The sequence below is a fragment of the Panacagrimonas sp. genome (assembly GCF_965216805.1).
In the GTDB taxonomy this organism is placed as follows: Bacteria; Pseudomonadota; Gammaproteobacteria; order Nevskiales; family Nevskiaceae; genus Panacagrimonas.
This window is the reverse complement of record NZ_CBDCGN010000002.1, coordinates 1,240,190-1,263,188: the sequence shown is the minus strand read 5'-3', so window position 1 is coordinate 1,263,188 and position 22,999 is coordinate 1,240,190. Positions and strand designations below refer to the sequence as shown.

The 22,999-nt window shown below is 66.0% G+C and carries 27 protein-coding genes; 17 read left to right on the top strand and 10 right to left on the bottom strand.

What is annotated here, in order from left to right:
• The first annotated feature begins 26 nt into the window (after window positions 1–26).
• Complete coding sequence (gene wrbA, locus ACOOHP_RS05980) at window positions 27–641, top strand: NAD(P)H:quinone oxidoreductase (protein ID WP_420465546.1); 615 nt, start codon at window positions 27–29, stop codon at window positions 639–641.
• Complete coding sequence (locus ACOOHP_RS05975; protein ID WP_420465545.1) at window positions 638–1,018, top strand: DUF2069 domain-containing protein; 381 nt, start codon at window positions 638–640, stop codon at window positions 1,016–1,018. Before wrbA ends, ACOOHP_RS05975 begins: the two co-directional genes overlap by 4 nt.
• Here the strand turns inward: ACOOHP_RS05975 and ACOOHP_RS05970 are convergent.
• The 3 genes from ACOOHP_RS05970 to ACOOHP_RS05960 are packed head-to-tail and all read right to left on the bottom strand — an operon-like array spanning window position 915 to window position 3,452.
• Complete coding sequence (locus ACOOHP_RS05970) at window positions 915–1,640, bottom strand: HdaA/DnaA family protein (protein ID WP_420465544.1); 726 nt, start codon at window positions 1,638–1,640, stop codon at window positions 915–917. The two genes, ACOOHP_RS05975 and ACOOHP_RS05970, sit on opposite strands and share 104 nt — an antisense overlap.
• Entirely contained in the window at window positions 1,637–2,821 is a 1,185-nt protein-coding gene (locus ACOOHP_RS05965) for an AI-2E family transporter (protein ID WP_420465543.1), read from the bottom strand. Before ACOOHP_RS05965 ends, ACOOHP_RS05970 begins: the two co-directional genes overlap by 4 nt.
• Complete coding sequence (locus ACOOHP_RS05960; protein ID WP_420465542.1) at window positions 2,802–3,452, bottom strand: DUF2066 domain-containing protein; 651 nt, start codon at window positions 3,450–3,452, stop codon at window positions 2,802–2,804. The genes ACOOHP_RS05965 and ACOOHP_RS05960 overlap by 20 nt, the downstream gene beginning before the upstream one ends.
• 182 nt (window positions 3,453–3,634) lie before the next feature.
• Between ACOOHP_RS05960 and purM the strand changes: the two genes are divergently transcribed.
• From purM to ACOOHP_RS05945, 3 genes are read left to right on the top strand one after another with little or no spacing between them, the layout of a single operon-like run.
• The gene (gene purM / locus ACOOHP_RS05955) at window positions 3,635–4,663 is read left to right on the top strand and encodes a phosphoribosylformylglycinamidine cyclo-ligase (RefSeq protein ID WP_420465541.1); all 1,029 of its coding nucleotides are present in this window, start codon (window positions 3,635–3,637) and stop codon (window positions 4,661–4,663) included.
• A complete protein-coding gene (purN, locus tag ACOOHP_RS05950; RefSeq protein ID WP_420465540.1) occupies window positions 4,656–5,354 on the top strand; it encodes a phosphoribosylglycinamide formyltransferase in 699 nt (232 codons plus the stop codon). The genes purM and purN overlap by 8 nt, the downstream gene beginning before the upstream one ends.
• Window positions 5,351–6,109 (top strand): DUF3108 domain-containing protein, encoded by a 759-nt coding sequence (locus ACOOHP_RS05945; RefSeq protein WP_420465539.1) that lies wholly within the window; start codon window positions 5,351–5,353, stop codon window positions 6,107–6,109. The genes purN and ACOOHP_RS05945 overlap by 4 nt, the downstream gene beginning before the upstream one ends.
• A 377-nt stretch (window positions 6,110–6,486) precedes the next feature.
• Here ACOOHP_RS05945 and ACOOHP_RS05940 read toward each other — a convergent pair whose 3' ends face one another.
• Together ACOOHP_RS05940 and bamE are read right to left on the bottom strand one after the other, a co-directional pair.
• The gene (locus ACOOHP_RS05940; protein WP_420465538.1) at window positions 6,487–7,839 is read right to left on the bottom strand and encodes an MBL fold metallo-hydrolase; all 1,353 of its coding nucleotides are present in this window, start codon (window positions 7,837–7,839) and stop codon (window positions 6,487–6,489) included.
• A gap of 70 nt (window positions 7,840–7,909) precedes the next feature.
• Window positions 7,910–8,200, bottom strand: coding sequence for an outer membrane protein assembly factor BamE domain-containing protein (gene bamE / locus ACOOHP_RS05935; protein ID WP_420465537.1), 291 nt, complete (start codon window positions 8,198–8,200; stop codon window positions 7,910–7,912).
• Window positions 8,201–8,221: 21 nt separating this feature from the next.
• Here bamE and ACOOHP_RS05930 point away from each other — a divergent pair, with 21 nt between their 5' ends.
• From ACOOHP_RS05930 to ACOOHP_RS05895, 8 genes are all read left to right on the top strand, one after another.
• A complete protein-coding gene (locus ACOOHP_RS05930) occupies window positions 8,222–8,440 on the top strand; it encodes a hypothetical protein (protein WP_420465536.1) in 219 nt (72 codons plus the stop codon).
• 108 nt (window positions 8,441–8,548) lie between these two features.
• On the top strand, window positions 8,549–9,355 hold the full coding sequence (locus ACOOHP_RS05925) for an ion transporter (protein ID WP_420465535.1): 807 nt from the start codon (window positions 8,549–8,551) through the stop codon (window positions 9,353–9,355).
• A complete protein-coding gene (locus ACOOHP_RS05920; RefSeq protein WP_420465534.1) occupies window positions 9,352–9,615 on the top strand; it encodes a YcgL domain-containing protein in 264 nt (87 codons plus the stop codon). Before ACOOHP_RS05925 ends, ACOOHP_RS05920 begins: the two co-directional genes overlap by 4 nt.
• A 110-nt stretch (window positions 9,616–9,725) precedes the next feature.
• Window positions 9,726–11,549, top strand: a complete 1,824-nt coding sequence (locus ACOOHP_RS05915; RefSeq protein ID WP_420465533.1) for a hypothetical protein — start codon at window positions 9,726–9,728, stop codon at window positions 11,547–11,549.
• 61 nt (window positions 11,550–11,610) lie between these two features.
• The gene (locus ACOOHP_RS05910; protein WP_420465532.1) at window positions 11,611–12,273 is read left to right on the top strand and encodes a LysE family transporter; all 663 of its coding nucleotides are present in this window, start codon (window positions 11,611–11,613) and stop codon (window positions 12,271–12,273) included.
• Window positions 12,270–12,476, top strand: a complete 207-nt coding sequence (locus tag ACOOHP_RS05905; protein ID WP_420465531.1) for a SlyX family protein — start codon at window positions 12,270–12,272, stop codon at window positions 12,474–12,476. The genes ACOOHP_RS05910 and ACOOHP_RS05905 overlap by 4 nt, the downstream gene beginning before the upstream one ends.
• The gene (locus ACOOHP_RS05900) at window positions 12,476–13,450 is read left to right on the top strand and encodes a pseudouridine synthase (protein WP_420465530.1); all 975 of its coding nucleotides are present in this window, start codon (window positions 12,476–12,478) and stop codon (window positions 13,448–13,450) included. The genes ACOOHP_RS05905 and ACOOHP_RS05900 overlap by 1 nt, the downstream gene beginning before the upstream one ends.
• Window positions 13,447–14,118, top strand: a complete 672-nt coding sequence (locus ACOOHP_RS05895; protein ID WP_420465529.1) for a transglutaminase-like domain-containing protein — start codon at window positions 13,447–13,449, stop codon at window positions 14,116–14,118. Before ACOOHP_RS05900 ends, ACOOHP_RS05895 begins: the two co-directional genes overlap by 4 nt.
• A gap of 25 nt (window positions 14,119–14,143) precedes the next feature.
• Here the strand turns inward: ACOOHP_RS05895 and ACOOHP_RS05890 are convergent, their stop codons facing one another.
• Genes ACOOHP_RS05890 through ACOOHP_RS05880 form a run of 3 tightly spaced genes read right to left on the bottom strand, consistent with a single transcriptional unit; the run spans window position 14,144 to window position 17,643 of the window.
• On the bottom strand, window positions 14,144–14,992 hold the full coding sequence (locus ACOOHP_RS05890; RefSeq protein WP_420465528.1) for an SDR family NAD(P)-dependent oxidoreductase: 849 nt from the start codon (window positions 14,990–14,992) through the stop codon (window positions 14,144–14,146).
• A gap of 24 nt (window positions 14,993–15,016) precedes the next feature.
• Window positions 15,017–16,036: a hypothetical protein gene (locus ACOOHP_RS05885; protein ID WP_420465527.1), complete on the bottom strand. Its 1,020-nt coding sequence runs from the start codon at window positions 16,034–16,036 to the stop codon at window positions 15,017–15,019.
• Window positions 16,037–16,077: 41 nt separating this feature from the next.
• On the bottom strand, window positions 16,078–17,643 hold the full coding sequence (locus tag ACOOHP_RS05880; protein ID WP_420465526.1) for a flavin-containing monooxygenase: 1,566 nt from the start codon (window positions 17,641–17,643) through the stop codon (window positions 16,078–16,080).
• A gap of 73 nt (window positions 17,644–17,716) precedes the next feature.
• Between ACOOHP_RS05880 and ACOOHP_RS05875 the strand changes: the two genes are divergently transcribed.
• The 3 genes from ACOOHP_RS05875 (at window position 17,717) to msrA (ending at window position 20,074) form a co-directional block, all read left to right on the top strand.
• The gene (locus tag ACOOHP_RS05875; protein ID WP_420465525.1) at window positions 17,717–18,376 is read left to right on the top strand and encodes a TetR/AcrR family transcriptional regulator; all 660 of its coding nucleotides are present in this window, start codon (window positions 17,717–17,719) and stop codon (window positions 18,374–18,376) included.
• Window positions 18,373–19,338, top strand: a complete 966-nt coding sequence (locus ACOOHP_RS05870) for an MBL fold metallo-hydrolase (protein WP_420465524.1) — start codon at window positions 18,373–18,375, stop codon at window positions 19,336–19,338. The genes ACOOHP_RS05875 and ACOOHP_RS05870 overlap by 4 nt, the downstream gene beginning before the upstream one ends.
• A gap of 109 nt (window positions 19,339–19,447) precedes the next feature.
• Window positions 19,448–20,074 (top strand): peptide-methionine (S)-S-oxide reductase MsrA, encoded by a 627-nt coding sequence (gene msrA / locus ACOOHP_RS05865; protein ID WP_420465523.1) that lies wholly within the window; start codon window positions 19,448–19,450, stop codon window positions 20,072–20,074.
• 27 nt (window positions 20,075–20,101) lie between these two features.
• On the opposite strand, the gene ACOOHP_RS05860 is transcribed toward msrA, so the two are convergent.
• The gene (locus ACOOHP_RS05860; protein WP_420465522.1) at window positions 20,102–20,341 is read right to left on the bottom strand and encodes a DUF2970 domain-containing protein; all 240 of its coding nucleotides are present in this window, start codon (window positions 20,339–20,341) and stop codon (window positions 20,102–20,104) included.
• A gap of 112 nt (window positions 20,342–20,453) precedes the next feature.
• On the opposite strand from ACOOHP_RS05860, the gene ACOOHP_RS05855 reads away from it, so the two are divergent.
• On the top strand, window positions 20,454–21,875 hold the full coding sequence (locus ACOOHP_RS05855; RefSeq protein ID WP_420465521.1) for a PLP-dependent aminotransferase family protein: 1,422 nt from the start codon (window positions 20,454–20,456) through the stop codon (window positions 21,873–21,875).
• 13 nt (window positions 21,876–21,888) lie between these two features.
• Here the strand turns inward: ACOOHP_RS05855 and ACOOHP_RS05850 are convergent, their stop codons facing one another.
• Window positions 21,889–22,989, bottom strand: a complete 1,101-nt coding sequence (locus tag ACOOHP_RS05850) for an LLM class flavin-dependent oxidoreductase (protein ID WP_420465520.1) — start codon at window positions 22,987–22,989, stop codon at window positions 21,889–21,891.
• Between the last annotated feature and the right edge of the window lie 10 nt (window positions 22,990–22,999).

Sequence of the window (22,999 nt, the reverse complement as noted above, 5' to 3'; positions counted from 1 at the left end):
TGCCGGTTTCGCAACCGGAGCCAGCCATGACCGCAGTCCCGGTCGAAATTCTCATTCTGTATTACTCGCGCAAGGGGTCTACCGCCGCCATGGCGCGTCAGATCGCGCGTGGCGTGGAAGCCGGCGGTGCCATCGCGCGGCTTCGCACCGTGCCGCCCGTGTCCGCCGAATGCGAAGCCGCCCTGCCCGCGATTCCCGATGACGGACCGCCGTACGCCGCGGCGCGCGACTTCTCCGACTGCGCCGGCCTGATCCTGGGCAGCCCCACCCGTTTCGGCAACATGGCGGCGCCACTGAAGTATTTCCTCGACGGCACCTCCGACCTGTGGCTTTCCGGCGGCATGATCGGCAAGCCGGCGGCGGTATTCACCTCCACCAGCACCCTGCACGGTGGGCAGGAATCCACCCTGCTGACGATGATGCTGCCGCTGCTGCATCACGGCATGTTGTTGCTGGGCCTGCCTTATGCCCTTCCGGAACTGTCGTCGACCCAAAGCGGCGGCACCCCGTATGGCGCGTCGCACGTCTCCGGCACCGGTGCGGAACCGCGACCGCTGTCGCGGGAAGAAACTGCGCTGTGCCAGGCCCTGGGCAAACGCGTTGCGCAGACCGCGTTGCGACTTCAGGTCACGCCCGCATGAGCCCGCCCGTGATCATGCAGCGCGTGGCGCTGGGATCGCATTGCGCCTTGATCGTGGCGGTGGTGCTGCACGATCCCGGACTGCTCAGCCTGAGCCTGGCGGCGATCCTGCTGGCGCCCCTGCCCGGCCTGTTGCGCGCGCGCACCTACACGGCGGCCTGGGCCTCGATGCTGGTGGCGTTCTATGTCGCCGGTTACCTGGCCGAGGGTTACGCGCAACCCGACACCCGTGTGGGATCGTTCCTGGTCGCCAGCATCGCCGCGCTGGACTATCTCAGCCTGATGATGTTCGTGCGCTTTCGTGGCCGGGAGGCGGCGGCGATACGGGCGTCAGCACCTGCTGCAGAAACGGCACCGTCGGACGACGCTGCGCGCTGAGGCTGGCGCGGTCTACGCGCTCGAGCGCCGCGATCAGGCTGCCGGCATCGCGCGGCAGTCGGTTCAGAAGCCAGGACACCGCGTCCGCCGCCAGCTCCAGTCCGCGTGCCTGGGCCTGCAGACGCAGCAGTTCGCGGCGGTGTTCCTCGCCGAGCGGTTTCAGCCCCAGCAACACCATCGACTCCAGCCGCGTGCGCAGATCCGGCAGCGCCACCGGCAGTCGGGCGGGTGCCGACCGCGCGGCGACCAGCAAGGCCCGCCCCTGCTGACGGCGCCGGTCCAGCAGGCGCAGCAGGCGCAATGCCGCATCGGGATCGGCCAGCGCAGGCTCGATATCGTCCAGCGCCAGCAGCGGCGCCGCATCCAGCGCCGGGTCGTGCAGGCGCGCGCATTGACCCGAATCGTTCAAGGACAGCAGCACCGGGTCGTCGCCCGCAGCGGCCTTTAGCAAATGAGACTTGCCGCTTGCCGCAGCGCCGTAGAGGTACAGCGCGGCAGGACCGCCTGCGCGCACGACCTGCTGCACGGTTTCCAGGGCCAGTCGGTTGGGCCCGGCAAAAAAATTCTGGAAGCTGGGGACCGGATTGAGTTGCACCGCCAGGGCGAGCTGGTCGCCCTTCATGAGCTTGGCGGCGTCGGCGCTGCTTGCGTTGCCGCTGCTTCCTGCGACGGCAGCTCGGCGGGGGCCCCATGCCCGTAAAGGCGGCTGCCCAGCCACTGCCGCTTGGCATGACGGAACAGCACCGCCAGCACCGCCGCCACCGGCAGCGCCAGCATGACGCCGACGAAGCCGAACAACTGGCCGCCAGCCATCACCGCGAAGATCACCGCCACGGGATGCAGGCCGATCTTGTCGCCGACCAGCCAGGGCGTGAGCACGTTGGATTCCAGCACCTGGCCGACGCCGAAGACCACCGCCAGCCACACGAAAGGCAGCAATTCCTGGGTCTGCACCAGCATGGCGATGACCGCAGTCAGCACGCCGACGATGGCGCCCAGATAGGGCACGAAACTGATCAGGCCCACGATCAGTCCCACCAGCAGCGCCAGGTCCAGGCCGGCGGCCCACAGTGCGATCCAGTAGTAGACGGTAAGCGCGGCCATCACGGTCAACTGGCCACGGATGAAGGCACCGAGCACTTCGTCGGTTTCGCGCGCCATCGTGCCCACCGTCGGCAGCGTGCGCGGCGGAATCATGTTGCGGATCCACGCGACCAGCAAGTCCCAGTCGCGCAGCAGGTAGAACGTCACCACCGGCACCAGCAGCAGATTGGCGATCGCCACCAGCAAGGCGCCGCCGGAGGCCGACACGTGCCGCCAGACTTCCTTGACCACCCCGCCGGCCTGGGTCCAGTGGTCGGCTACCACCTGCTTGAGACTTTCGGCATCCAGTCGCATGCCTTCCGGCAGGGTGATGCCGAGTTGCGCCAAGCCGCGGTCCTGCAGCCAGGCCAGCCATTGCGGGATGTTTTCCAGCAGCACCGCAAGCTGGTTGTGCAGCATCGGCACCAGCATGACCAGCGCCAACAGCCCCAGCAACGTGATGAACAGGAACACCAGGCTGACGCCGGCGGTGCGCGACAGGCCCCAGCGCTGCAGCCGGTCCACGAATGGATCGCCCGCGTAGGCCAGTCCGGCGCCCAGCACAAAAGGCGTCAGGATCGGCGCGAGCAGCCAGCAGAACACGCCGAAGCCAGCCAGAGCCGCCAGCCATGGCCAGGAATCGCGCAGGTGCAGGCGGTCCAGCGCCGACGACTGCATTGGCGTCGCCGCAGGCGCGCGCTCAGCTTCCGACGAAGACATAGAACCCTTCTCCTTCACGGCGGACCACCCGGCTGTCTTCGACCTGGGCGGCCACGCTGGCGACGCCACCTTCCACGGTCAGACGCAGACGCAGCAGATCGTCGCGCAATTCCTCGACCTCCACCCGGCGCACGCCTCGCAGCGAGCCGAGGTAATCGATGAGCTGGGAGTAGTCGCTGGCCGCATGCACGCCCGCGATCTGCAGCGCCCACCCCTCGATCATGCTGGCGTCGATACCGAATACCGGCAGACCACGCGCGCTGAGCGCATCCTTGACCGCCTGTTCGTCGAAGCGCGCCACCAGCGCCAGACCCGACTCGCCCGAATCGCTGACCAGTCCGTACTGCTGCGCCCATTGCGGCGCCCTGGACAACATCGGCGCGAACGCCGGGTCCTTGCGCCCCACCACCGTTTCCAGCACCCGCGACAACGCCTCGCGCAAGGCCTGATCGCGCGTGGCATTGCTGTCGTCCGCCACCGGCACCCGCGCGGAAAACGGGTCGGCTGCCGCCGCCGATTCGGCTTCAACGGCATCCTGCGCACGTACCGCCACGCTGCCGGTGGCAGCAGGCAGCAGGGCGACAAAACACAGCAGCCGGAGGCACCAGGCAGGACGGGCGCGAGTACGCATGGACGGGATCATGCGCCGATTATCCGGGGCCGCCACCGCAAGTTGAAAGACCCGCCGGCATTTGCGTGTATCCACCGCGCCGTATCCGCAACCCTGAATCCCCATCCTGAAAATGGCGGGCGCGCGATGCGCCCCTGTAAAATCAAGGCTTGCGATACCCCACCCCACCCTCGCCTTTTCCCATGGCTGCCAAACCCCTGTCGTACCGAGATGCCGGCGTCGATATCGAGGCCGGCGATGCGCTGGTCGGCAATATCCGCAAGATCGTCCGTGCCACGCATCGGCCTGAAGTGCTGGCCGGTGTCGGCGGCTTCGGCGCCCTGGTCAGCCTGCCAAAGAAATATCGCAAGCCGGTCCTGGTCAGTGGCACCGACGGCGTCGGCACCAAGCTCAAGCTCGGCATCGAGTCCGGACAGGTCGAGGGCCTGGGCGTGGACCTGGTCGCCATGTGCGTCAACGACGTGCTGGTGTCCGGCGCCGAACCGCTGTTCTTTCTCGATTACTTCGCCACCGGCAAGCTGGATCCGCGTACCGCGGCGCTGGTGATTCGCGGTGTCGCCAGCGGCTGCAAACAGGCGGGTTGCGCGCTGGTGGGCGGCGAAACCGCGGAGATGCCCGGCCTTTACAACGCTGACGACTTCGACATCGCCGGCTTCTGCGTCGCGGTGGTGGAGCAGTCGCGGATCATCGATGGCAGCAAGATCGCGCCCGGCGATGTCATCGTGGGCCTGCCTTCCAGCGGACCGCACTCCAATGGCTATTCGCTGATCCGCAAGATTCTGTCGGTCGGTGACCATGGTCTGGATCAGACTTTTGGCGGCGGGACGCTTGGCGACGCCCTGCTGGCCCCGACGCAGATCTACGTCAAACCCATCCTCAAGCTGCTGGAATCCGGAATTCCAGTGCGCGGCATGGCGCACATCACCGGCGGCGGCGTGGTCGGCAATCTGGCGCGCTGCTTTCCCAAGGGCACCGGCGCGGTGTTGGACACGCAAAGCTGGACGCGGCCGGCGATCTTCGACTGGCTGCAGGCCGAAGGCTCGGTGGAGAACGACGAGATGTGGCGCGTCTTCAACTGCGGCATCGGCTTTGCGCTGGTGGTGCCGCGGCGCAAGGTCGATGAGGCGATGGCCTTGTTGCGCAAGTCGCGCCTCAAGCCCTGGGTGCTCGGCGAAGTCACCAAGGGCAAACAGGACGTGCGGCTTGCCTGAAAGGGCAGCGCCAACCGATGACCACACGCCACTGCCGCGGATCGTGGTTTTGGTGTCCGGGCAGGGACGCAATCTGCAGGCGCTGATCCAGGCCTGCAGCGACGGCCGCATCGCCGGAAAGATCGTCGCTGTCGTCAGCAACGTCGTCGACGCGCCCGCCCTGGCCCGTGCCACCGAAGCCGGCCTGCCGGTGCGAGTGCTGGCCCACGCCGCTTATCCGTCCCGCGCCGCCTTCGATCGGGCCCTGCTGGCAACGGTGGATACGCTGCGGCCGCAGGTCGTGGCGCTGGCGGGCTACATGCGCATCCTCGACGACGCCTTTGTCGATCGCTACAGCGGACGCCTGCTCAACATCCATCCCTCGCTGTTGCCGCGTTTTCCGGGCCTGCACACGCATCGGCGGGCGCTGGAAGCGGGCGACGCCGAGCACGGCGCCACCGTGCATTTCGTCACGCGGGAACTCGACGGTGGCGCGGCCGTCATTCAGGGGCGTGTCATGGTCGAGCCGCACGATGACGTCGAGTCCTTGGCGAACCGCGTCATGCGTGAGGTGGAATGCAAGATTTATCCGCAGGTCCTGGCCTGGTTCTGTCGCGGCGATCTGAGCTGGGGGACGGGGAGAATCTGGTTCGGCAACCGCCCGCTGGACACACCGCTGAAACTCGAAGACCTGCAAGAGGAATTTCGATGACCAAGAACAACACACCGACGCGTCGCACCCGGACCATAACCGGATGGCTGGCTCTGTGCATGGGCTTCATCATCTCGTTTCCCGCCGCAGCGCAGGGACTGACGCCCCTGGACACCACGTACGCGTTGTCGCGCGGCATTCTCCCCCTTGGGGAGGCGCGCTTCCGCTTGACGCCACAGGATGGCGAGGGCTGCTGGCGCTACGAATACCAGGCCAAACCATCCGGCATTGCGCGGTTGTTCATCGGCAATGTCTCCGAACGTTCCGACTTCTGCATCGTCGACGGCGTGCTGCAGTCGCAGTACTTCGAGTTCAAACGCACCGACAAATCGGAGGACGACTACACCCTGCACTTCAACTGGGCGGAGAAGGTCGTGCGCTCCAGCAGTGGCGAGTTGCGCCAGCTCGAGCCCGGCATGGTCGATCGCCTGGCCCAGCAGATCCAGGTGCAGCTGTGGGTGATGGAACGAGGCGGACAGCCCGGCGAGGCCGAGATCGCGTCGACCAAGGTGGAAGACGACAAGACCCGCGTCTACCGCTTCCGGATCACCGGCACCCAGAACATCGAAGTCCCGGTGGGCCGTTACGACACCGTACGCGTCGAGCGTGTCGACGATCCCGACAAGTCCACCCGCTTCTGGCTGCTCCCGGATCAGGACTTCCTGGTGGCCCAGGTCGACCAGATCCGCAAGGGATCCGAACAGCTCAAAATGGAACTCAAGGCGATCAACACGCCAGTCGTAGCGGCACCCTAGTCCGCATTTCTCACGGGTGGATCGAGCGATGGCCGTAGGTTGAGGGCGGCGTTCGGCTTAGCGGAGAGTGACATTGAGTTACTCCGTGCTAGAGAAGTTTCGATTTATGTGCAGATAACATCACGACAGCTGTCATCCTGAGCGGAGCGAAGGATCTTTTTTCAGAGCACGGGCACACTCGGAGAGAAGATCCTTCGCTCCGCTCAGGATGACAGAAGAAGACATCTGTATTTGAATCAAAAATGCTCTAGCCGAATGCGCCGGAGAATCTCCCGAGAGTCCGATTCGGAACCGAAGTTGAAGAACGCTGTGCGGATTGGCGATGGCAAGGGATTCTCCGGCGACCCGTGAGAAATACGGGCTAGATCAACGGTACATCAAACGACCGCGCCTTCTTCGCGCAGCTTGTCCAGATGCGACTCGATGTTCTGCCGCGCCAATGGCAGCAGGCGCGGATCCAGGCCCTGATAGATGCTTTTCAGCATGTCGTCCAAGCTGTTGCCGGCCTGATGCAGTTGCAGCACGGCGGCCTCGCGCAGGCGCCGATGCCTAAGCGTTTCCTGCAGCCGGAACGCGGTACCCATGGCCATGCCGTGCGAAGGCACGATGACCTTGGGGTCCAGATCGATGATGCGCTGCAGAGAGTCGAAATAAGCGCGCATGTTGCCCTCAGGCTTGTGGATGACCACCGTCCCGATGCCCTGGATCAGATCGCCGACGATGCACCAGGCCCGGTCATCCGGCATCAGCGCCAGCTGACCCTGGTCGTGTCCCGGCACCGCCAGCGCGCGTACCGGGCGCCCCAGCCAGCGCACGATCTCTTCGCCGTCGCCGACGATGCGCTGGGTCAAGCCTTCGAAAAAGGGCGGATAAAACTCCGCGATCCGCTCACTGGTGTCGGCGCTGAGCGCCACACCGACGCCGAGCCGGCGTGCCAGCACATCGGCGCGCTCGTGGTGATCGGGATGGTGATGGGTCAGAAACACTTCGCCGATTCCCATGCCGCGCACTCGCTCGTAAAGGGCGTCGAGTTCGTCATCGTTCCATGGCGACGGATCGACCAGCACGCGGTGAGTCCCCTCGTCGCCCAGCACAAAGCAGTTAGTGTGGATGGCAGGCGGCAGGGTGTTGGAACGCACGGGAATCAGGCGCAGCCCCGCGATGGATTCGATGAGCGGCAGGCGCTGCTCGTGATGCGTATCCAGCGCGATCAGGCCCGGCTGACGGCCGCCGCCAGCGGCCAGCAGGCGGATCGCCGCGATCGTCGGCGGCGCCAGCAGCAAGCGGCCCTCTGCGTATTCCTGCGCCAGGGTCGCCGGTGTCGCCCAGCGGCCGCGATCAACCTCGCCGGTGTCCAGCACGATCTGCGGCCGATTGCGCAGATGCACGCGATAAAACCACGTGTTGAAGCGGGCCGGCACGATCGCCGGCGTGAGCGCGGTGCCGAAAAGATGCAGCGCCGTCACTTCACCGCCGGCGGCGGCGTGATCCAGATCAAAACCCACTTCTTCGCGCAGCTCGCGTGCCAGCGCTTCCAGCAGGCGCGTTTCGAATCCCTGGAACAGTGCGCCAGCTCGAGGCGGCGGCAGCGCGTCGTCCGGATCGACCTTGCCGCCCGGAAACGCCCAGTAGCCGGGGAACGAGGCCAGTCCCGGTTGTCGACGCACCATGAAAATATCGTCACCGCATTCAAGCACCACGGTGACGGCTTCGCGAATCGGCAGGTCCATGGAGAACTCGGCCTGAATGAAGCAGGCAGTGTAACGCTGCCGCGCCAACCCTGACGCGGATCGACAGAAATCAATCTGCGGCGTCGCCCAGCCGTATCGATTTCACCGCCACACTGTCGCCGCCGAACACCACGTGTATGGTCTGGTTGCGACCGCGCCAGGTTTCCGCCGACACCCAGAGTTCGTCGATGCCGCCGCCGTTGATCTGGTCGGGCTTGCCGATGATGGAATAGACCTGTTCGCGGGTCATGCCGGTTTCGATGCGCTGGTAGTTCTTGGTGTTGACCGAAGTGCAGGCCGCGATAAGGACGATGGCTGCCAATGGCGCCAGCAGCGCGTAACGGACAAAAATGCGCAGCACCGGGTTCACCCTTAATCGCTCTTGTTGCGCTCGCTGCCGATGGTGGGACAGGGCGCCGCGACGAACGCGCGCACCAGCGGCTTGCCGAGCCGCGACCGTGCGGACCGTCGCCGCGAAGGTGCCGGCAACGCCATTGCGGAATCGGACCAGATGAACGCAACCACCGATTTACATGGCTTCATGACAGGGTTCCGGAAAGAAGGATCAGCAATCGCCCGCATTACATTCGCGCAGCACTGAACCGGTTGTTAATGCGGTCGACACCGCGCCCTACGCAAGCCCGCCAGCACGCCGTCGTCGGTCGATGCCGCTTGACCGTGGCCGGCGCGCTTGCTTATCTGCGCGCCCATGGCCGCCCCGCTCCTTTCAATTCGCCAGGAAATGTCCGGCGCGGCCGGCCGCGTCGGACCGGTCGACTGGCTGATGTTGGTGCTGGCCCTGATCTCGGTGGGATTGCTGGCCTGGGAGATGTGGGCCGAGGTGGACGAACCCACCCGACACCTGATCGTGCTGGCCGACTACGTGATCTGCGCGATCTTCGCCGTGGAGTTCATCTGGCGGTGGCGCGCGGCCGGCTGGACCGGCGATCACGTCAAACGCAACTGGTACGAAGTGCTGGGCATGATTCCGCTGCAGGAGCCGGCACTGCGGGCATTCCGCCTGTTTCGGGTGGTCCGCATCGTGCTGTTGCTGGCGCGGTTCGGGCGGGCGGCGGATCGCGCGCTGGGCGATGAGTTCACCTACCGTCTGGTGAACCGCTTCAAGAACGCCATCGTCGAATCGATCAGTTCGGCAGTGACGGTGGCGGTACTGGATGAGGTGCAGGAGGTGTTGGTCAAGGGTCACTACGCACACAACATTTCGCGCGCCTTGCAGGAGAACCAGCCGCAACTGCGCGCCATGATCGTCGAGAAGTTGCGCGAAGACCCGCAGGCCGGCCGGCTAGCACGATTGCCGTTTGCCAAGGACCTCACCCTGGCCACCATCAACGCCGTCATGCGCGTGATCGAGCAGGTGCTGCAGGACCCGCGCACCGATGAATTGATCGCCGACGTGCTGCGCGAAAACCTGCAGCAGATTCGCGCGACCGTGCAGGCCAACGAGCGCGAACACCAGAGCCGGCGCAAGCGGCCTGCGAAATCGCCCATACCATGAATTGCCTGATCTACCGCTGCGCCAGGCAGGCGGAGATGTACCTGTACCTGCGCGAGGACCTGGATCCCGCGCAGCTGCCGGCTGGGCTGCTGCAGCGTGCCGGTCGGCTGACGCAGGTGATGCGACTTGACCTGCAGCCCCGGCGACGGCTGGCCCGCGTGGACGCCCAGGCGGTACTGGCGCAACTGCAAGCCTGCGGCTGGTTCCTGCAACTGCCGCCCAACGGACAGGTCGAAGCGCATCTGCATTTCGGCGACTGACTCTCGCGTTCAGCAAACGTCCTGCCGTTTGCGGCTAGCCTAAGATGTCTGTTGTCAAAACTCCCGACTCGCCGCACGGTCCAAGCGGCGTTCGAATGCCACCGCGCTCTATGTCCACCCTGCTCCGCTGCCTGCTTGCCCTGACCGTTGCCGGGGCCGTCGCTGCGTGCGGCGCCAAACAAGGGCGCTTCGTCAAACCGGTGGCCACACCAGTGGCCCAGGATCCGGTTGAGAATCTGTCGTCCAAGTTTGCGGACGGCTATCTGCGCATCTTCGTCAGCTCCAACCTCGACGCCAAGGGTCATACCATCGATTTCGGCGAAGGGGCGGACCGTCCAGCCATGCTGCTGATCTCGGCGCGCTTCGGCAAAGGCACGGTGGCCAGCTTTGCCGCCGACGCCGATCCCGAAATTCCGGTGCTTCTCTACGACGTGCAGGCCGGCAAGACCGTCAGTTCGGTGGTGGACAACGCCCTGCTCAGCGAGGGGCTGCTGGTGGACCCCGAGTCGCTGTCGAAGTCGCCGCATCTGCAGATCGTGGTGCGCGGCGTGCCCGCGGACAAGGCCAAGTGGGTCACCAATCTGCTCGAAATCGCCACCGGCGAGCCGATGCTCAAGTTCGGCATGGGGTTCGTGCCGGGCGGTCAGGTGGTGTCCGGCCTCAGTTCCAAACTGGGCGAGCTGCTCAGCGACGAGATCAAGACCGAAAAAAAGAACTGGGAGGAAAAAACGCTGCTGGGCCTGCGCTCGGACCAGGGGCTGGACGCCCTGCACGGACGCCAGTTCGTGGTGATGCTCAACCCCAACACCATCGAATTCGAGGCCGCGGCGCCCAATTTGCGCCGCTGCGAGCGCGCCCATTCCCCCTCCGGGTTGTGCGAGGCCGACGGCAAGCCCTGGCTGCCGGCACAGGCCTATGTGCGCTTCGAGCTGGACGTCACGGATTTCCGGTCGATCAAGGATTTCATCGGCAGCGCGGTGTCCTGCGAGGCCGACGAGCGCGTCTGGGCCGATTACCGGGCGCTGCTGGCGTCAGGCCAGCTTGCGCGTCGCCAGACCGAATACGAGCGCTATCTGCTGGCGCGCGGCGAGCTGCTGCTGCAGGCGCGTCGCGCGCAGGACGACACCCCGAGCTGGCGTCGCGCGGGCCGACTGCTGCAGTTCGCGCAGCAGTCGGCGCTGCTGCCGAGCGCCGACGACGCGTTCTGGGTCAAGCACTTCAGCGAGCGGGCGAGTCAGATCGAGGCCTGTGTGCGCGCCGCCGCGGTACGCGGGCAGTCGCAATACGCCGCCATCTGGGACCACAGCACCGCTTTGTTCGAACGCGCGCAGTCCTATCCGGAATGGACTGCGGAACTGGCCGCCAACGCCGCGCCGGAAGCGCCGGTGCTGCGCAAGGCGGAGCGCGAGCTGGCGCAACTGCGCCAGGTCATGACCGTACCGGAGCTGCGTGCTCTGGATGCCGACAGCCTGGAAAGCTTGCGCAGCCTGGACGGTCAGCTGCAGCAGATGCTGCTGCCGGCCTACGAGCGCATCGCCGAGCGCATCCTGGAATCCGACGACACTTTCGATGGTCAGGCCGAGCGTCTCAGCGATCTTTTCGCCCGCAGCGCCTGCATGAGCTGCCGCCAGATGCTCAGCGCCGAAGTGGCACGGCTGCGCGAGCCGCCCGCGCCGGAACCGCCGCCCGGGACGCCGACCACGGCCGCTATTTCTGCTGCGGCGACGGAGGCACCGCCAGCGGCCGAGCCGCAAGAGCAGACGACACCGTCTTCGTCGCCCGCGGCTGATCCAAGCCTGTCGCCGTCGGAGCCGGGCGTGGCGGTCGAGGCCACCGCAGCAGCGATCCCGACGGCGCCTGCTGCGGCGCCTCAGGTGCCCGCGGAGCCGGCGCCGGCCGAGCCGGCCGCTTCGGCTGCTACGTCGCCGGAATAGGTCCCGCGGCGACTGCATACACGGGACGCCACAATGGTGGTCCCCCTGCACGACGTGCGCGATGACCGATCCCTGGACCCTGTTCGCTGCGGTGGCGCTGGCGCACGCGTTAGGCGTCGCCAGTCCCGGCCCCGACTTTGCGGTGGTGATGCGTCAGACCCTCGCTCACGGTCGCACCGGGGGAGTGCTGACTGCCTGCGGCATCGGCAGTGGCATCGTGTTTCATGTCGCCTGGGGCATGTTCGGCCTGGGCTGGGCGGTGGAAAATCTGCCCGGCCTGCTGCCGCTGCTGCGCTACGGCGGCGCGGCGTTCCTGTTGTGGATGGGTGTGCAGGCGCTGCGTACGCGCCCGGCACAGACCACCGATCCGCTGACTGCACACCTGAACAAGCGGGGTGCATGGCGGCACTACGGAATCGGCCTGGCCACCAACCTGCTCAACGTCAAGGCACTGCTGTTTTTCGTGGCGCTGTGTTCCAGCGTCATCACCGTCGACACGCCGGTGTGGCTGCGGCTGGGTCTGAGCCTGTGGCTGGTGCTGGCGACCGTGGCCTGGTTTTCGTTCCTGGCCTGTACCGTTGGACATCCCGCCCTGCGCCGTCGTCTGGGGGCGATCAGTCATCACATCGACCATGCCATGGGCCTGGTGCTCATCGCGCTCGCCCTGGCCGTACTGCTCAACGCCCGAATGGGCGGCGCGGAGACCGCTATGCTGACACCATGATGGAAGAACGAATCATCGAACTCGAAACCCGTTACGCCTATCAGGACGAGACCCTGCGCGTGCTCAGCGATACGGTGGCCGCCCAGCAGCAGCAGATCGACAGCCTGAAAGCCCTGTGCCTCCAGCTCGCGGATCGTGTCCGCAACGCGTCTGCCGACACCTTCAAGAGCACGCCGGCTGACGAAGTTCCGCCACATTACTGATGGCCACCGCAGCCGTGACGCCGGATGGCGTCGGTGCCAGCCAGGTGCAGTTGCCGCCCGGGCCCTGGAGCACGGTGTTCGAGTTCCTGTGCGAGCGTTTCCCCGGCGTCGGCCGCCAGGAATGGGCCTCCCGTCTGCTGCGCGGCCGCGTGCTCGACGCCAGCGGCAGCTTGCTGGACGCCGGCAGCGCCTATCGCGTCGGCATGACCGTTCGCTATTTCCGCGAGCTGGACCGCGAGCCTGACATCCCCGGCGAGGTGCACGAAGTCCACCGCGACCGGCACTTGCTGATCGTCGACAAACCGCCGTTTCTGCCGGTGGCGCCAGCCGGAAGATATCTGGAGCAGACCCTGCTGGCAAGGCTGCGGCGACGCTACGCGCTGGCCGATCTGGCGCCCTTGCATCGCATCGATCGCGCTACCAGCGGCTTGGTGATGTTTTCGGCCGACCCCGCCACACGCGGCCGTTACCAGTCGCTGTTTGCGCAGCGGTGCATCGACAAGACCTACGAGGCGCTGGCACCAGCAATGCCGGGACAGGACTTTCCCGTCGAGCGTTGCAGCCGGCTGCTGCCCGGCGAGCCGTTCTTCCGCATGCGTGAAGCCGACGGCACTCCCAACAGCCGGACGCTTATCGAATGCCTGCAGGTGTGGGGCGCCTTGGCCCACTATCGCTTGCGTCCAGTGACCGGTCGCAAGCATCAGTTGCGCGTACACATGGCCGCCCTGGGCGCCGGCATCCTCAACGACCCGCTGTATCCGGTGAACCTTGAAGAGGCGCCCGACGATCCTCACCATCCGCTGATGCTACTGGCGCGCGGACTGGCTTTTAACGACCCCTTGAGCGGCGAGCGCAGGGTGTTCGAAAGCCGGCGCCGGCTGACGCTGCAGGCGGATTCGCCTGCATTGCACGAAGCCGCGACCGATCCGAACGAGAACGCCGCCACATGCATCGACCACCGGAATCAATCATGAACGACCCTGACGCCGCCCTGCGTTCCACTGCCTTCATCGAGTCGGACCGCGACGATATCCGAGCGTTTGCCGCCAGTGCCACGGGCGCGGAAAGCGATCCGCGCCGGCGTGCGGTGCGCCTGTACTACGCGGTGCGCGACGACATCCGTTACGACCCTTATCTGCTTGATCTGAGCATCGACGGCCTCAAGGCGAGCACCGTGCTGCATTCCGGCCGCGGCTGGTGTGTGAACAAGGCCGTGCTGCTCGCCGCGGCCTGTCGCAGCATGGGCATACCGGCGCGACTGGGCTATGCCGACGTACGCAATCATTTGTCGACCGAGCGCATGCGCCAGACCATGCAGACCGACGTGTTCTATTACCACGGCTACACCGCGATCGGTCTCAACGGCCACTGGGTCAAGGCAACTCCCGCGTTCAACCTGTCGCTGTGCGAGAAGTTCGGGCTCAAGCCGCTGGAATTCGACGGCCTGGAGGATTCCATCTACCACCCTTACGACCTGGCGGGGCAGCGGCACATGGAATACCTGCAACTGCGCGGCGAATTTGACGACGTGCCGCTGGCTGACATCCAGGACGCGTTTGCGCGGCACTACCCCCACATGGCCAAGCTGGACCAGGGCAACTTCGACCAGGACGTGGCGCGGGAAACAGCGGCCAAATCCTGAACGTGCAGCGCCCCCGATGGCGCGCTCAGCCCCGGTCCTTCGGCTTGCGCCGGGTCATGCCGGCCACGATCCGCTGATAGCCCGAAGGCAGTAGCCGCTGCATGGCATCGATGAAGTAGGCATCCGGGCCGATCAGCACGCGACGCGAATTTTTCTCGACCGCCTTGAGAATGACCTGCGCGGCCTGATCCGGCGTGGTCCTGAACATCTTCTCGAATTCTTTCTTGCTCTTTTCCTGGCTCTGCCCGGTGATCGATTCAGCGCTGCGATCGAAGCGCGCGGCGTTGGCAATGTTGGTCTTGATGCCGCCGGGATGCACGCTGGTGGCGCTGACCGGGCCGCGTTGGATATCCAGTTCCTGGCGCAAGGCTTCTGTGAAGCCGCGCACTGCGAACTTGGTCGCGTTGTAGGTGCCCTGGGTGGGCACACCGATGATGCCGAACACGCTGGAGACGTTGATCACGTGGCCCTCGCCGGAGGCGCGCAGATGGGGCAGAAAGGCCTTGGTCCCGTGCACCACGCCCCAGAAATTGATGCCCATGATCCACTCGAAATCTTCGTAAGTCGCCGCTTCGATGGTGGAGCCGTGCGCCACGCCGGCATTGTTGAAGATCAGATTCACACGGCCGTGATCGGCCACCACCTGCTCGGCCCAGGCATGCACCGCGGCACGGTCGGCCACGTCCAGCTTCTGCGCGGTCACTTTCACCGGTGCGGCCGCCTGCGCCATTCGCACCGTTTCCGCCAGACCGTCGTCGTTGACATCGCTAAGCGCCAGGTGGCAGCCGCGGCTGGCCAGTTCCAAGGCCAGCGCGCGACCGATACCGGAGGCGGCGCCGGTGACAGCGGCAACCTTGTCGCGAAAATTTTTCATGGGCTATGGGTCGGGAATGCAGGATCAAGGGCGCGGGTTGTTGCGCAGAAAGGTCATGAAGTCGTCGTTCCACTGGCTGGGCCAGATGGCGTGCTGCAGGGCGCCGCGGCGCGCTCGGCTGGCGGGATCCGTCCTGACGTCGTAGCTGCATGAGGCATCGCAGGACGCCGATCGGCGCTGCAAGCCGTCGATCAGCACGGTGGACACCGGCACGCCGGCCACTCCGCCGCGGACGCGATCGCCAAAGCCGAGTCCGCCGGTGGCACAGAAGCCGAACAGATCGCAGCGGTTGTGCAAGGTCATCACCGGCCGGCGGTTGCTGGCGAAGGGAGCTTGCGGACAAGGATCGAACTGGTCGGCGTAGGGATCGGAGGACGAGTACGCCACCGTGGCCGCGACACCCGGAGTGTTCATTCCGTAAAGCAGGGCCATCGCGCCGCCGTTGGACCAGCCCATCACGTACTTGCGCTTGGCCTCGACGATGCCGCGCTGCTCGACCTGCGCAACGAACCGGTCCAGCGCGGCTGCGTCCACGTTGATTGCCGGATCGTTGCGATTGAGATTGCGGTACCAGACGTCCCAACCCGTGCCCTGATCGGTGGGTGCCGGGTAGAACTTCTGCGTGTCGCGCCCTTCCACGGTGAGCAGCACGAACCCCTTGCGCAGGCTGCTACCGCTGAGGTTGGCCGTCCGATACAACAGGTCCAACCCCGCCGCCGTACCCGACTGGATCGAAGATGAGCGCGCGCCCCCCAGGAACACCACCAGAGGTCGCTTGGACAGCAATGAAGTGCCCGGCGGCACGCGCAGACAGGCCGATCGCAGAGTGCCGTTGATGTCGGTAAAGCTCAGCACCTCGCCGCCGCGCAGCGAACAGTTCAGCGCAGCGACAAAGCCTCCGGAAAGATCGCCCTGTACGGTCTTGGTCGTTGCCCGCGGCGGATTGCCGCTGTCTGCCAGACAGGCGTTGGCCTGTGCCTGCGCCACACCTACACACCACATCGCCCCCAACGCTGCCAGCGTCGCTCTCGACAAAATCCCCATGTCTGCTCCCCTGTTCGTTTCCGGGTCGAATCGCGTGGGGATTATTGCCCAGTCGCCGTGACCGGCGACTCCGCTCTGCGGCCCGCCGTTCCCGACGCTGCAGCCAGCGGCGTCGAAGCCGGCCTCAAGCGATAGTTGTCCACGTCGAACCGCTGCGTCTGCAGCCGGAACTGCCAAGTTGCGCCTGGCCACAAGGTGACGTTGCGGCCGTTGGCGTCCAGATACCAACTTTGGCAGCCACCGGTTTTCCACACCGCCTTGGCCATACGCGCCTGCAAGCCCGCATTGAAGCGCTGCTGGACGTCGGCGCGCACCTCTACCGACTGCGCACTTCGTTGACGCAGAGTCTTCAGCGCTTCCAAGATGTAGCGGATCTGCGATTCGATCATGAACACCATCGAGCTGTGACCCAACCCGGTGTTGGGACCGACAATCAGGAACAGGTTGGGAAACCCGGCCACCGTGGTGCCCTTGTAGGCCTCCGCGCCGTCCTTCCAGGCGTCCAGAATGTCGACGCCGTCACGGCCGAAGAACAGACCACGCGGCACCGGGTCTGCGGCATGAAACCCGGTGCCCCAGATGATCACGTCGACCTCGCGCTCGCTGCCGTCGGCGGCGATGACGCTGTTGGCGCGAATCTCGCGCACGCCCTGCGCGATCACTTCCACATTGGACTGCGACAGCGCGGGGTAATAGTTGTCCGAGATCAGAATGCGCTTGCAGCCGATGGTGTAGTCCGGCGTGAGTTTGGCGCGCAGCGCCGGGTCCTTCACCTGACGGCGCAAGTGCGCGCGCGCCACCCCTTCGAACAACTTCATCAGTCTCGGGTTGACGGTGAAGCCCAGCACGCGCGCTTCCAGCATCCAGTAGATCGCCTTGCGGTACAGGTTCTGGAGCACGGGCACGCGCTTGAACAGACGCTGTTCCAGTGGCGAGATCGCCCGATCCGGCTTGGGCACGATCCATGGCGGCGTGCGCTGATACAGATCGACCCGCGCGGCCTGCTGCTGGATCTGCGGCACAAACTGGATTGCCGAGGCGCCGGTGCCGATCACTGCGATACGCTTGCCGGTGAGGTCCAGATCATGGCGCCACTGCGCAGAGTGGAACTGCGGACCCTGGAAGCTTTCGCGTCCCGGTAGCCGTGGGATCGCCGGATTGGACAGGCCGCCCATGCCGGAGATCAGCACGCGCGCGGTGAAGGAGCGGCCGTCGCGAGTGCTCACGGTCCATCGCTGCTGTTCGTCGTTCCAGTGCGCGCCGGTAACGTCGGCACCGAAGCGCAGGTGCGGGTGTAGACCGTACTTGTCCGCACAAGCGCGCAGATAGGCCCAGATCTCACCCTGGCCGGCAAACATGCGCGACCAGTCCGGGTTCTGCTCGAACGAAAACGAGTACAGGTGCGACTGCACGTCGCAGGCGCATCCCGGATAGTGGTTGTCGCGCCAGGTGCCGCCGACATCCAGCGCCCGCTCCAGGATGGCGAAGTCGTTGAGCCCCTGCTCCTTGAGCTTGATCGCCATGCCCAGGCCGGCAAAGCCGGTGCCCACGATCAGGGTGTCGAAATGGGTGACGCCGGGACGCCGGTCTGCTGCATCGAAAGCCATGGTGCGGACTCCGCTATGTGACATGAATTGTTGTCACTTTATTTCTGACAATACTCCATGTCAATATCTGGAAATGAATCCATCGGAGAAAGCCGCACCAACCCGCCGTCGCTACCGGGGCGTCGACGCTGGCGCGCGCCAGGAGGAACGCCGGCGCCAGTTCGTCGAAGCCGGCCTGGAATGTTTTGGCTCGCGCGGCTACCACGCCGTCACGGTGCGCGAACTGTGCGCCCAGGCGCAGCTCACGGAGCGCTACTTCTACGAATCCTTCAAGGATCGCGAAGCGCTGTTCGCTGCCGTATACGCCGACCTGATCGCCCACCTGCGCGTGGATTTCATGGCCGCCGCCGCGCCGCATGCGCCCAACCTGCAGGCCATGGCACGCGCCGGACTGGAGGTGTTCTTCCGGCGCCTGAAGAAAGACCCGCGAGTGGCGCGCATGCTGATGGTGGAAGTGCTCACGGTCAGCCAGGAAATGGAACAGCGCGCGCAGGAGGCGACCTTCGGTTTCGGCGATCTGCTCAAGCAGATGACCGTGGCCATCCTTCCCCGCGGGCACGCGGTGGCGCAGGATATGGACCTTATCGCCACCGGTCTGATCGGCGCCTGCGTACACATCGCCATGCGCTGGACCGCCGGCGGCTACCGCCAACCCGTCCGCCGGGTGATCGACGCCAGCATGACCTTCTTCGACGCCCTGATCGTGCAGTTGTCTCGCCCACCGACCCCATGAGCCCCCTGCGCTGGGTCTTTCTGCTGCTGTTGATGTCGGCCTCGGTGTGGCTGGCGCTGTCGATCTACCGGCCGGGGCTGGCGAACTATGCGCAGCGCCAGGCGGCGCCAGCGGCGCTGCCTGGCGATCAGCTCACCGCCACCTGGCTGGGTGTCAGCGCAGTGCTGCTGCGCGCCGGCGACGACGCGGTGCTGATCGACCCTTTCTTCACCCGGCCGCCCGGCCTGCTGCCGATGATGTTCAACCGGCCCATCCAACCCGACGAAGCCCGCATCAGCCAATGGCTGCAACGCCTGGATCTGCGCCGGCTGGACGCAGTGCTGGTGTCGCACTCCCACTTCGATCACGCCATGGACGCCGGCGTGGTGGCGCGCATGACCGGCGCGCGTCTGATCGGCTCGGAGAGCACGCTCAACATCGGTCGCGGCGCGGGCCTGTCGTCGTCGCTACTGCACAGAGTCGAACCGCAGCAGGCCATCGAGGCCGGGCCGTTCCGCATCACGTTCTTCGCCAGTCGTCATGCCGGCGCCACCGGCGGCAGGCCGCTGGGCGAAATCGAGGTACCGCTGCCGACCCCGGCCAAGTATCTGGACTACCGGCTCGGCGGCACCTATTCGATTCTGGTCGAGCATGCGCAGGGCACGGTGCTGCATCATGGCAGCGCCGGCTTCGAGCCCGGCATGCTGGCGGATGTCCGCGCCGGCACCGTGTTCCTGGGTGTCGCCTTGATCGACGAGCTGGAGCCCTATCTGCAGCAGACCGTGGATGCGGTGGGCGCGCGGGTGGTGGTGCCGGTGCACTGGGACGACTTCACCCGCCCGCTGGATCAGCCCTTGCGGTCATTCCCATTGGCGGTCGATCTGGACGAGTTCTTCGAGGATATGGCACGGACGCGCCCGCAGGTGCAGGTCATGACCTTGGGCCTGGCTCAGCCGACCGACCTGTTTCTGCGCAAGCCCTGAACGCTTGCAAGCGCACGGCGCGTCCGCAGATTGAGTGCAGGCGTCCCGCCCTCGCGACGCTTTCCTTCAACCGCGTCACACTGCCCGCCTGCTCTTCAGGAGACCGCACATGACAGCAAGCTGCGACCTGCCCGGCGCCTCGCGCACGGCGCCACACCAGACGTTTCCCGATCCGCCCGAAGATCTGAATGCGGGCGACGACACCCAGCAACTGGTCCTGGCCGGCGGCTGCTTCTGGTGCACCGAGGCGGTGTACCGCCAGCTCGACGGCGTGCTCGCCGTCACTTCCGGCTACGCCGGCGGCGACGAGGCCAGCGCCAATTACGATGCCGTGTGCTCGGGGCGCACCGATCACGCCGAGGCGATCCGGATCGACTACGACCCCGCACGCATCAGCTTCGGTCGCCTGCTCAAGGTGTTCTTCATGGCCGCGCACGATCCCACCCAGCTCGACCGCCAGGGTAACGATCTCGGTCGCCAATACCGATCAGCGATCTTCCATGCCGACGACGCACAGAAGCGCGTGGCGGTGCGCTACATCGGGGCGCTGGACGCGGCCAAAGTGTTTCGCGCCCCCATCGTCACCCGGCTGGAGCCGCTGCAGGCCTTCTATCCCGCCGAGCATTACCACCAGGATTATGCGCGGTTGAACCCGCAGCAGCCCTATATCGCTGGTGTGTCGATGCCCAAGGTGGAAAAGGTGCGGCACTACTTTGCCGACGCGCTGAAAGACTGATCGCGCTTTTCGCCGCGGCCCGTCGCATCACCCGACGGCCGTTGCAATGACCAGCTGCACGATGGCGTAGAGCAGCAGCACCAGGCCCGCGGTCAGCACCAGCGCCGTGGTCAGGAACAGCGCCGGCGAACCGCGGGTGAAATCGCGTTGACGCACGCGCGAACTTTGCACCCCGAAGAACGCGGCGAGCACGCTGGCGATGGTGGCGAGCACGCCCACCTTGGGTGCCTGCGCGGCCGGACGGCGTGACATGATCTGCGGCGACATGGTGGATCTCCGATGCTGCATGTGTCGATGGCGCAAAGTTTAGGAAGCGCGTCGATACTTCGGCAGACACAGATCAACCCTATTTTCTGCACATCAGTTTCCCGGCGCCGGCATGAGCCTTTTCCGCCAACTGGCTGACGAGATCGAACGCGGAATCCGCGAAGGCGTCTTTGTGCGCGGCCGGCGTCTGCCTTCGGTGCGTGACCTGCAACAGCGTCGCGGACTGAGTGCTTCGACCATCCTGCACGCCTACGCCGAGCTCGAACGCCGCGGCTGGGTCGAGGCCCACCCACGTTCCGGCTACTTCGTTGCACATCGCCCACTGTCAGCGGCGGCGTCCGCGCCCGCGGCTTCGTCACCCACCGGCACGTCCACCCCCGTGGAGGTCTCCGACCTGGTGTTCGACATCCTCGGTGCCACCCGCGAGCGACGCCTGTTGCCGTTCGGCTCCGCGTTTCCCAGCCCGGTGCTGTTTCCGCTGGATCGGCTCGCCGTGTCGCTGGCACGGAGCGCGCGGCGCATGGAACCCTGGGACACGGTGGCGGACCTGCCGCCGGGCAGCACCGCACTGCGCCAGCAGATCCTGCGGCGGTATCTGTTGACCGGTGTCGACGTGGCGCTCGATGAGGTGCTGATCACCAACGGCGCGATGGAAGCGCTCAATCTATGCCTGCAGGCGGTGGCCGCGCCGGGCGAGGTCATCGCCATCGAATCGCCTGCTTTTTATGGGCCGCTGCAGGCGATCGAGCGGCTGGGCCTGCGTGCGGTGGAGGTGCGCACCGATCCGCAACTTGGCGTGGACCCGCAGGCGCTGCGCGAGGTGCTCGATACCCACCCCGTGCGTGCCTGCTGGTTCATGAGCAGTTTCCAGAACCCGCTGGGCGCCAGCGTGCCCGAAGCACAGCGCGGCGAAATCGTGGCCCTGCTGGCCGAGCGCCAGATTCCGCTGATCGAAGACGATGTGTATGCCGAGCTGTATTTCGGCAAGGCCGCGCAGAAGCCGTTCAAGCACTTCGACCGCGAGGGGCTGGTCCTGCACTGCGGCGGCTTTGCCAAATGCCTGGCGCCGGGTTTTCGCGTCGGCTGGGTGAGCGCCGGGCGCTACTCGGAACGGGTGCGCCGACTCAAGATGACCACTACCCTGGCCACCAGCATGCCGTCGCAGGAAGCCCTGGCGGACTTCCTTCAACGCAGCGGCTTCGAAGCGCACCTGCGCCGGCTGCGCCGCGTGCTGCAACAGCAGCAGACGCAGATGCTCGATCTGATCACCCGGCATTTCCCGTCCGGCACGCAGGCCACGCAAGCGCAGGGCGGCTACTTCACCTGGGTGACCCTGCCGCAAGGTATTGATGCGCTGCGCCTGCACGGCCTTGCCGCTGCCGAAGGCATCGGGCTGTCGCCGGGACCGATGTTCTCGCCGCAGCGCGGCTATACCCACTGTCTGCGCCTGAACTACGGCCATCCCTGGGACGACGCCCTGCGCGCAGGCATCGCGCGCATGGGCGCCCTGGCTGTGGCGTTGGCAAGCCGCTGAGCGAGACCGCGACTCAGGCCGCGACCGGCAGCGGCGCCGACAGGTGCTGCAGTCGCGGCATCACCTCATTGGCCAGCAGCGTCAGCGACTGCTGCCAGGCCTCGGGGGCGTCGGCGTAGTCGTAGCCCAGCACCAGCAGGGTGCCGAAGCCGCCCAGCTCTTCGTGAATCTGCTCCAGGCGCTCGGCCACCGTCGCGGGCGAACCGACCACCCAGTTGTGCCGCGCCAGATACTCGGTGGTGACGTCGCTGTCGGGCACGTCGGCGTGGTGCTTCATGTAGGCGCGAAAGCCGAACTGCGAGAACAGCGGCAGCAGGTATTCGGAGCTGGTGCGGCCCATCATGCCGCCCACCGCGCCTTTCCAGGCCAGCTCGTCGGTTTCGGCCACGAACACCTCGCGCACGATGCGCCAGTCGCGCCGATCGGGCGTGCGCCCGCTGCGCGCAGCGCCGATCTCCACCGACTCCCAGTGGCTGGCCACATAGCCGGGATTGAGATTCAGGCTCATCGGAATGAAGCCGCGCTCGCCGGCCAGTTTGAGGGTGTCGGAGCCCTTGCTCAGACCGGCCACGGCAATCGGCGGATGCGGCTGCTGAAGGGGTCTCAGGTGTGGACGCAGCAGCTGGTACGACGGCGCCGGCAGCTCCACCTGCCAATACTTGCCGTTGTATTCGAACGGCTCCGGCGATGACCACAGCTTGAGGATGATATCCAGCGCCTCGCGGGTCATGTCGCGATTGACGCCGGACATGCCGTCGACCTTGAACATCTGCCAGTCGCTGGGCAGGCCACTGGCGGCGACTCCGAAATTCAACCTGCCGCCGGAGATGTGATCGAGCGTGGCGACGCGGTTGGCCAGCTCCGCCGGGTGGTGGTAGGGCAGCAGGAAGCCGCCCGGCCCGAGGCGGATGTTGCGGGTCTGTGCAAAGGCCTGCGCCAGCAGCAGGTCGGGCGCGGAGTTGGGCTCCCAGGGCGAGCAGTGGTGCTCGCCGACCCAGGCCTCGGTGTAGCCGAGCTCATCGAGCCAGCGCATGACCTGCAGGTCCCACTCGTGGCCGGCGCGCAGCGGGCGCTCGGGCGGGTGCGAGGGCATCGTGAAATAACCCAGTTGCATCGGTTCTCCT

Bases quoted from the DNA above. Each gene is read 5' to 3' on its own strand.
- purM (WP_420465541.1), top strand. From the start codon at position 3,635: ATGGCTGCCAAACCCCTGTCGTACCGAGATGCCGGCGTCGATATCGAG.
- ACOOHP_RS05875 (WP_420465525.1), top strand. From the start codon at position 17,717: ATGAATCCATCGGAGAAAGCCGCACCAACCCGCCGTCGCTACCGGGGC.
- ACOOHP_RS05975 (WP_420465545.1), top strand. From the start codon at position 638: ATGAGCCCGCCCGTGATCATGCAGCGCGTGGCGCTGGGATCGCATTGC.
- ACOOHP_RS05870 (WP_420465524.1), top strand. From the start codon at position 18,373: ATGAGCCCCCTGCGCTGGGTCTTTCTGCTGCTGTTGATGTCGGCCTCG.
- ACOOHP_RS05860 (WP_420465522.1), bottom strand. From the start codon at position 20,341: ATGTCGCCGCAGATCATGTCACGCCGTCCGGCCGCGCAGGCACCCAAG.
- ACOOHP_RS05850 (WP_420465520.1), bottom strand. From the start codon at position 22,989: ATGCAACTGGGTTATTTCACGATGCCCTCGCACCCGCCCGAGCGCCCG.
- ACOOHP_RS05960 (WP_420465542.1), bottom strand. From the start codon at position 3,452: ATGCGTACTCGCGCCCGTCCTGCCTGGTGCCTCCGGCTGCTGTGTTTT.
- ACOOHP_RS05890 (WP_420465528.1), bottom strand. From the start codon at position 14,992: ATGAAAAATTTTCGCGACAAGGTTGCCGCTGTCACCGGCGCCGCCTCC.
- ACOOHP_RS05965 (WP_420465543.1), bottom strand. From the start codon at position 2,821: ATGTCTTCGTCGGAAGCTGAGCGCGCGCCTGCGGCGACGCCAATGCAG.
- ACOOHP_RS05940 (WP_420465538.1), bottom strand. From the start codon at position 7,839: ATGGACCTGCCGATTCGCGAAGCCGTCACCGTGGTGCTTGAATGCGGT.
- ACOOHP_RS05915 (WP_420465533.1), top strand. From the start codon at position 9,726: ATGTCCACCCTGCTCCGCTGCCTGCTTGCCCTGACCGTTGCCGGGGCC.
- ACOOHP_RS05880 (WP_420465526.1), bottom strand. From the start codon at position 17,643: ATGGCTTTCGATGCAGCAGACCGGCGTCCCGGCGTCACCCATTTCGAC.
- ACOOHP_RS05855 (WP_420465521.1), top strand. From the start codon at position 20,454: ATGAGCCTTTTCCGCCAACTGGCTGACGAGATCGAACGCGGAATCCGC.
- ACOOHP_RS05905 (WP_420465531.1), top strand. From the start codon at position 12,270: ATGATGGAAGAACGAATCATCGAACTCGAAACCCGTTACGCCTATCAG.
- ACOOHP_RS05925 (WP_420465535.1), top strand. From the start codon at position 8,549: ATGGCCGCCCCGCTCCTTTCAATTCGCCAGGAAATGTCCGGCGCGGCC.
- ACOOHP_RS05895 (WP_420465529.1), top strand. From the start codon at position 13,447: ATGAACGACCCTGACGCCGCCCTGCGTTCCACTGCCTTCATCGAGTCG.
- ACOOHP_RS05900 (WP_420465530.1), top strand. From the start codon at position 12,476: ATGGCCACCGCAGCCGTGACGCCGGATGGCGTCGGTGCCAGCCAGGTG.
- ACOOHP_RS05945 (WP_420465539.1), top strand. From the start codon at position 5,351: ATGACCAAGAACAACACACCGACGCGTCGCACCCGGACCATAACCGGA.
- ACOOHP_RS05885 (WP_420465527.1), bottom strand. From the start codon at position 16,036: ATGGGGATTTTGTCGAGAGCGACGCTGGCAGCGTTGGGGGCGATGTGG.
- msrA (WP_420465523.1), top strand. From the start codon at position 19,448: ATGACAGCAAGCTGCGACCTGCCCGGCGCCTCGCGCACGGCGCCACAC.
- ACOOHP_RS05970 (WP_420465544.1), bottom strand. From the start codon at position 1,640: ATGAAGGGCGACCAGCTCGCCCTGGCGGTGCAACTCAATCCGGTCCCC.
- ACOOHP_RS05920 (WP_420465534.1), top strand. From the start codon at position 9,352: ATGAATTGCCTGATCTACCGCTGCGCCAGGCAGGCGGAGATGTACCTG.
- wrbA (WP_420465546.1), top strand. From the start codon at position 27: ATGACCGCAGTCCCGGTCGAAATTCTCATTCTGTATTACTCGCGCAAG.
- ACOOHP_RS05910 (WP_420465532.1), top strand. From the start codon at position 11,611: ATGACCGATCCCTGGACCCTGTTCGCTGCGGTGGCGCTGGCGCACGCG.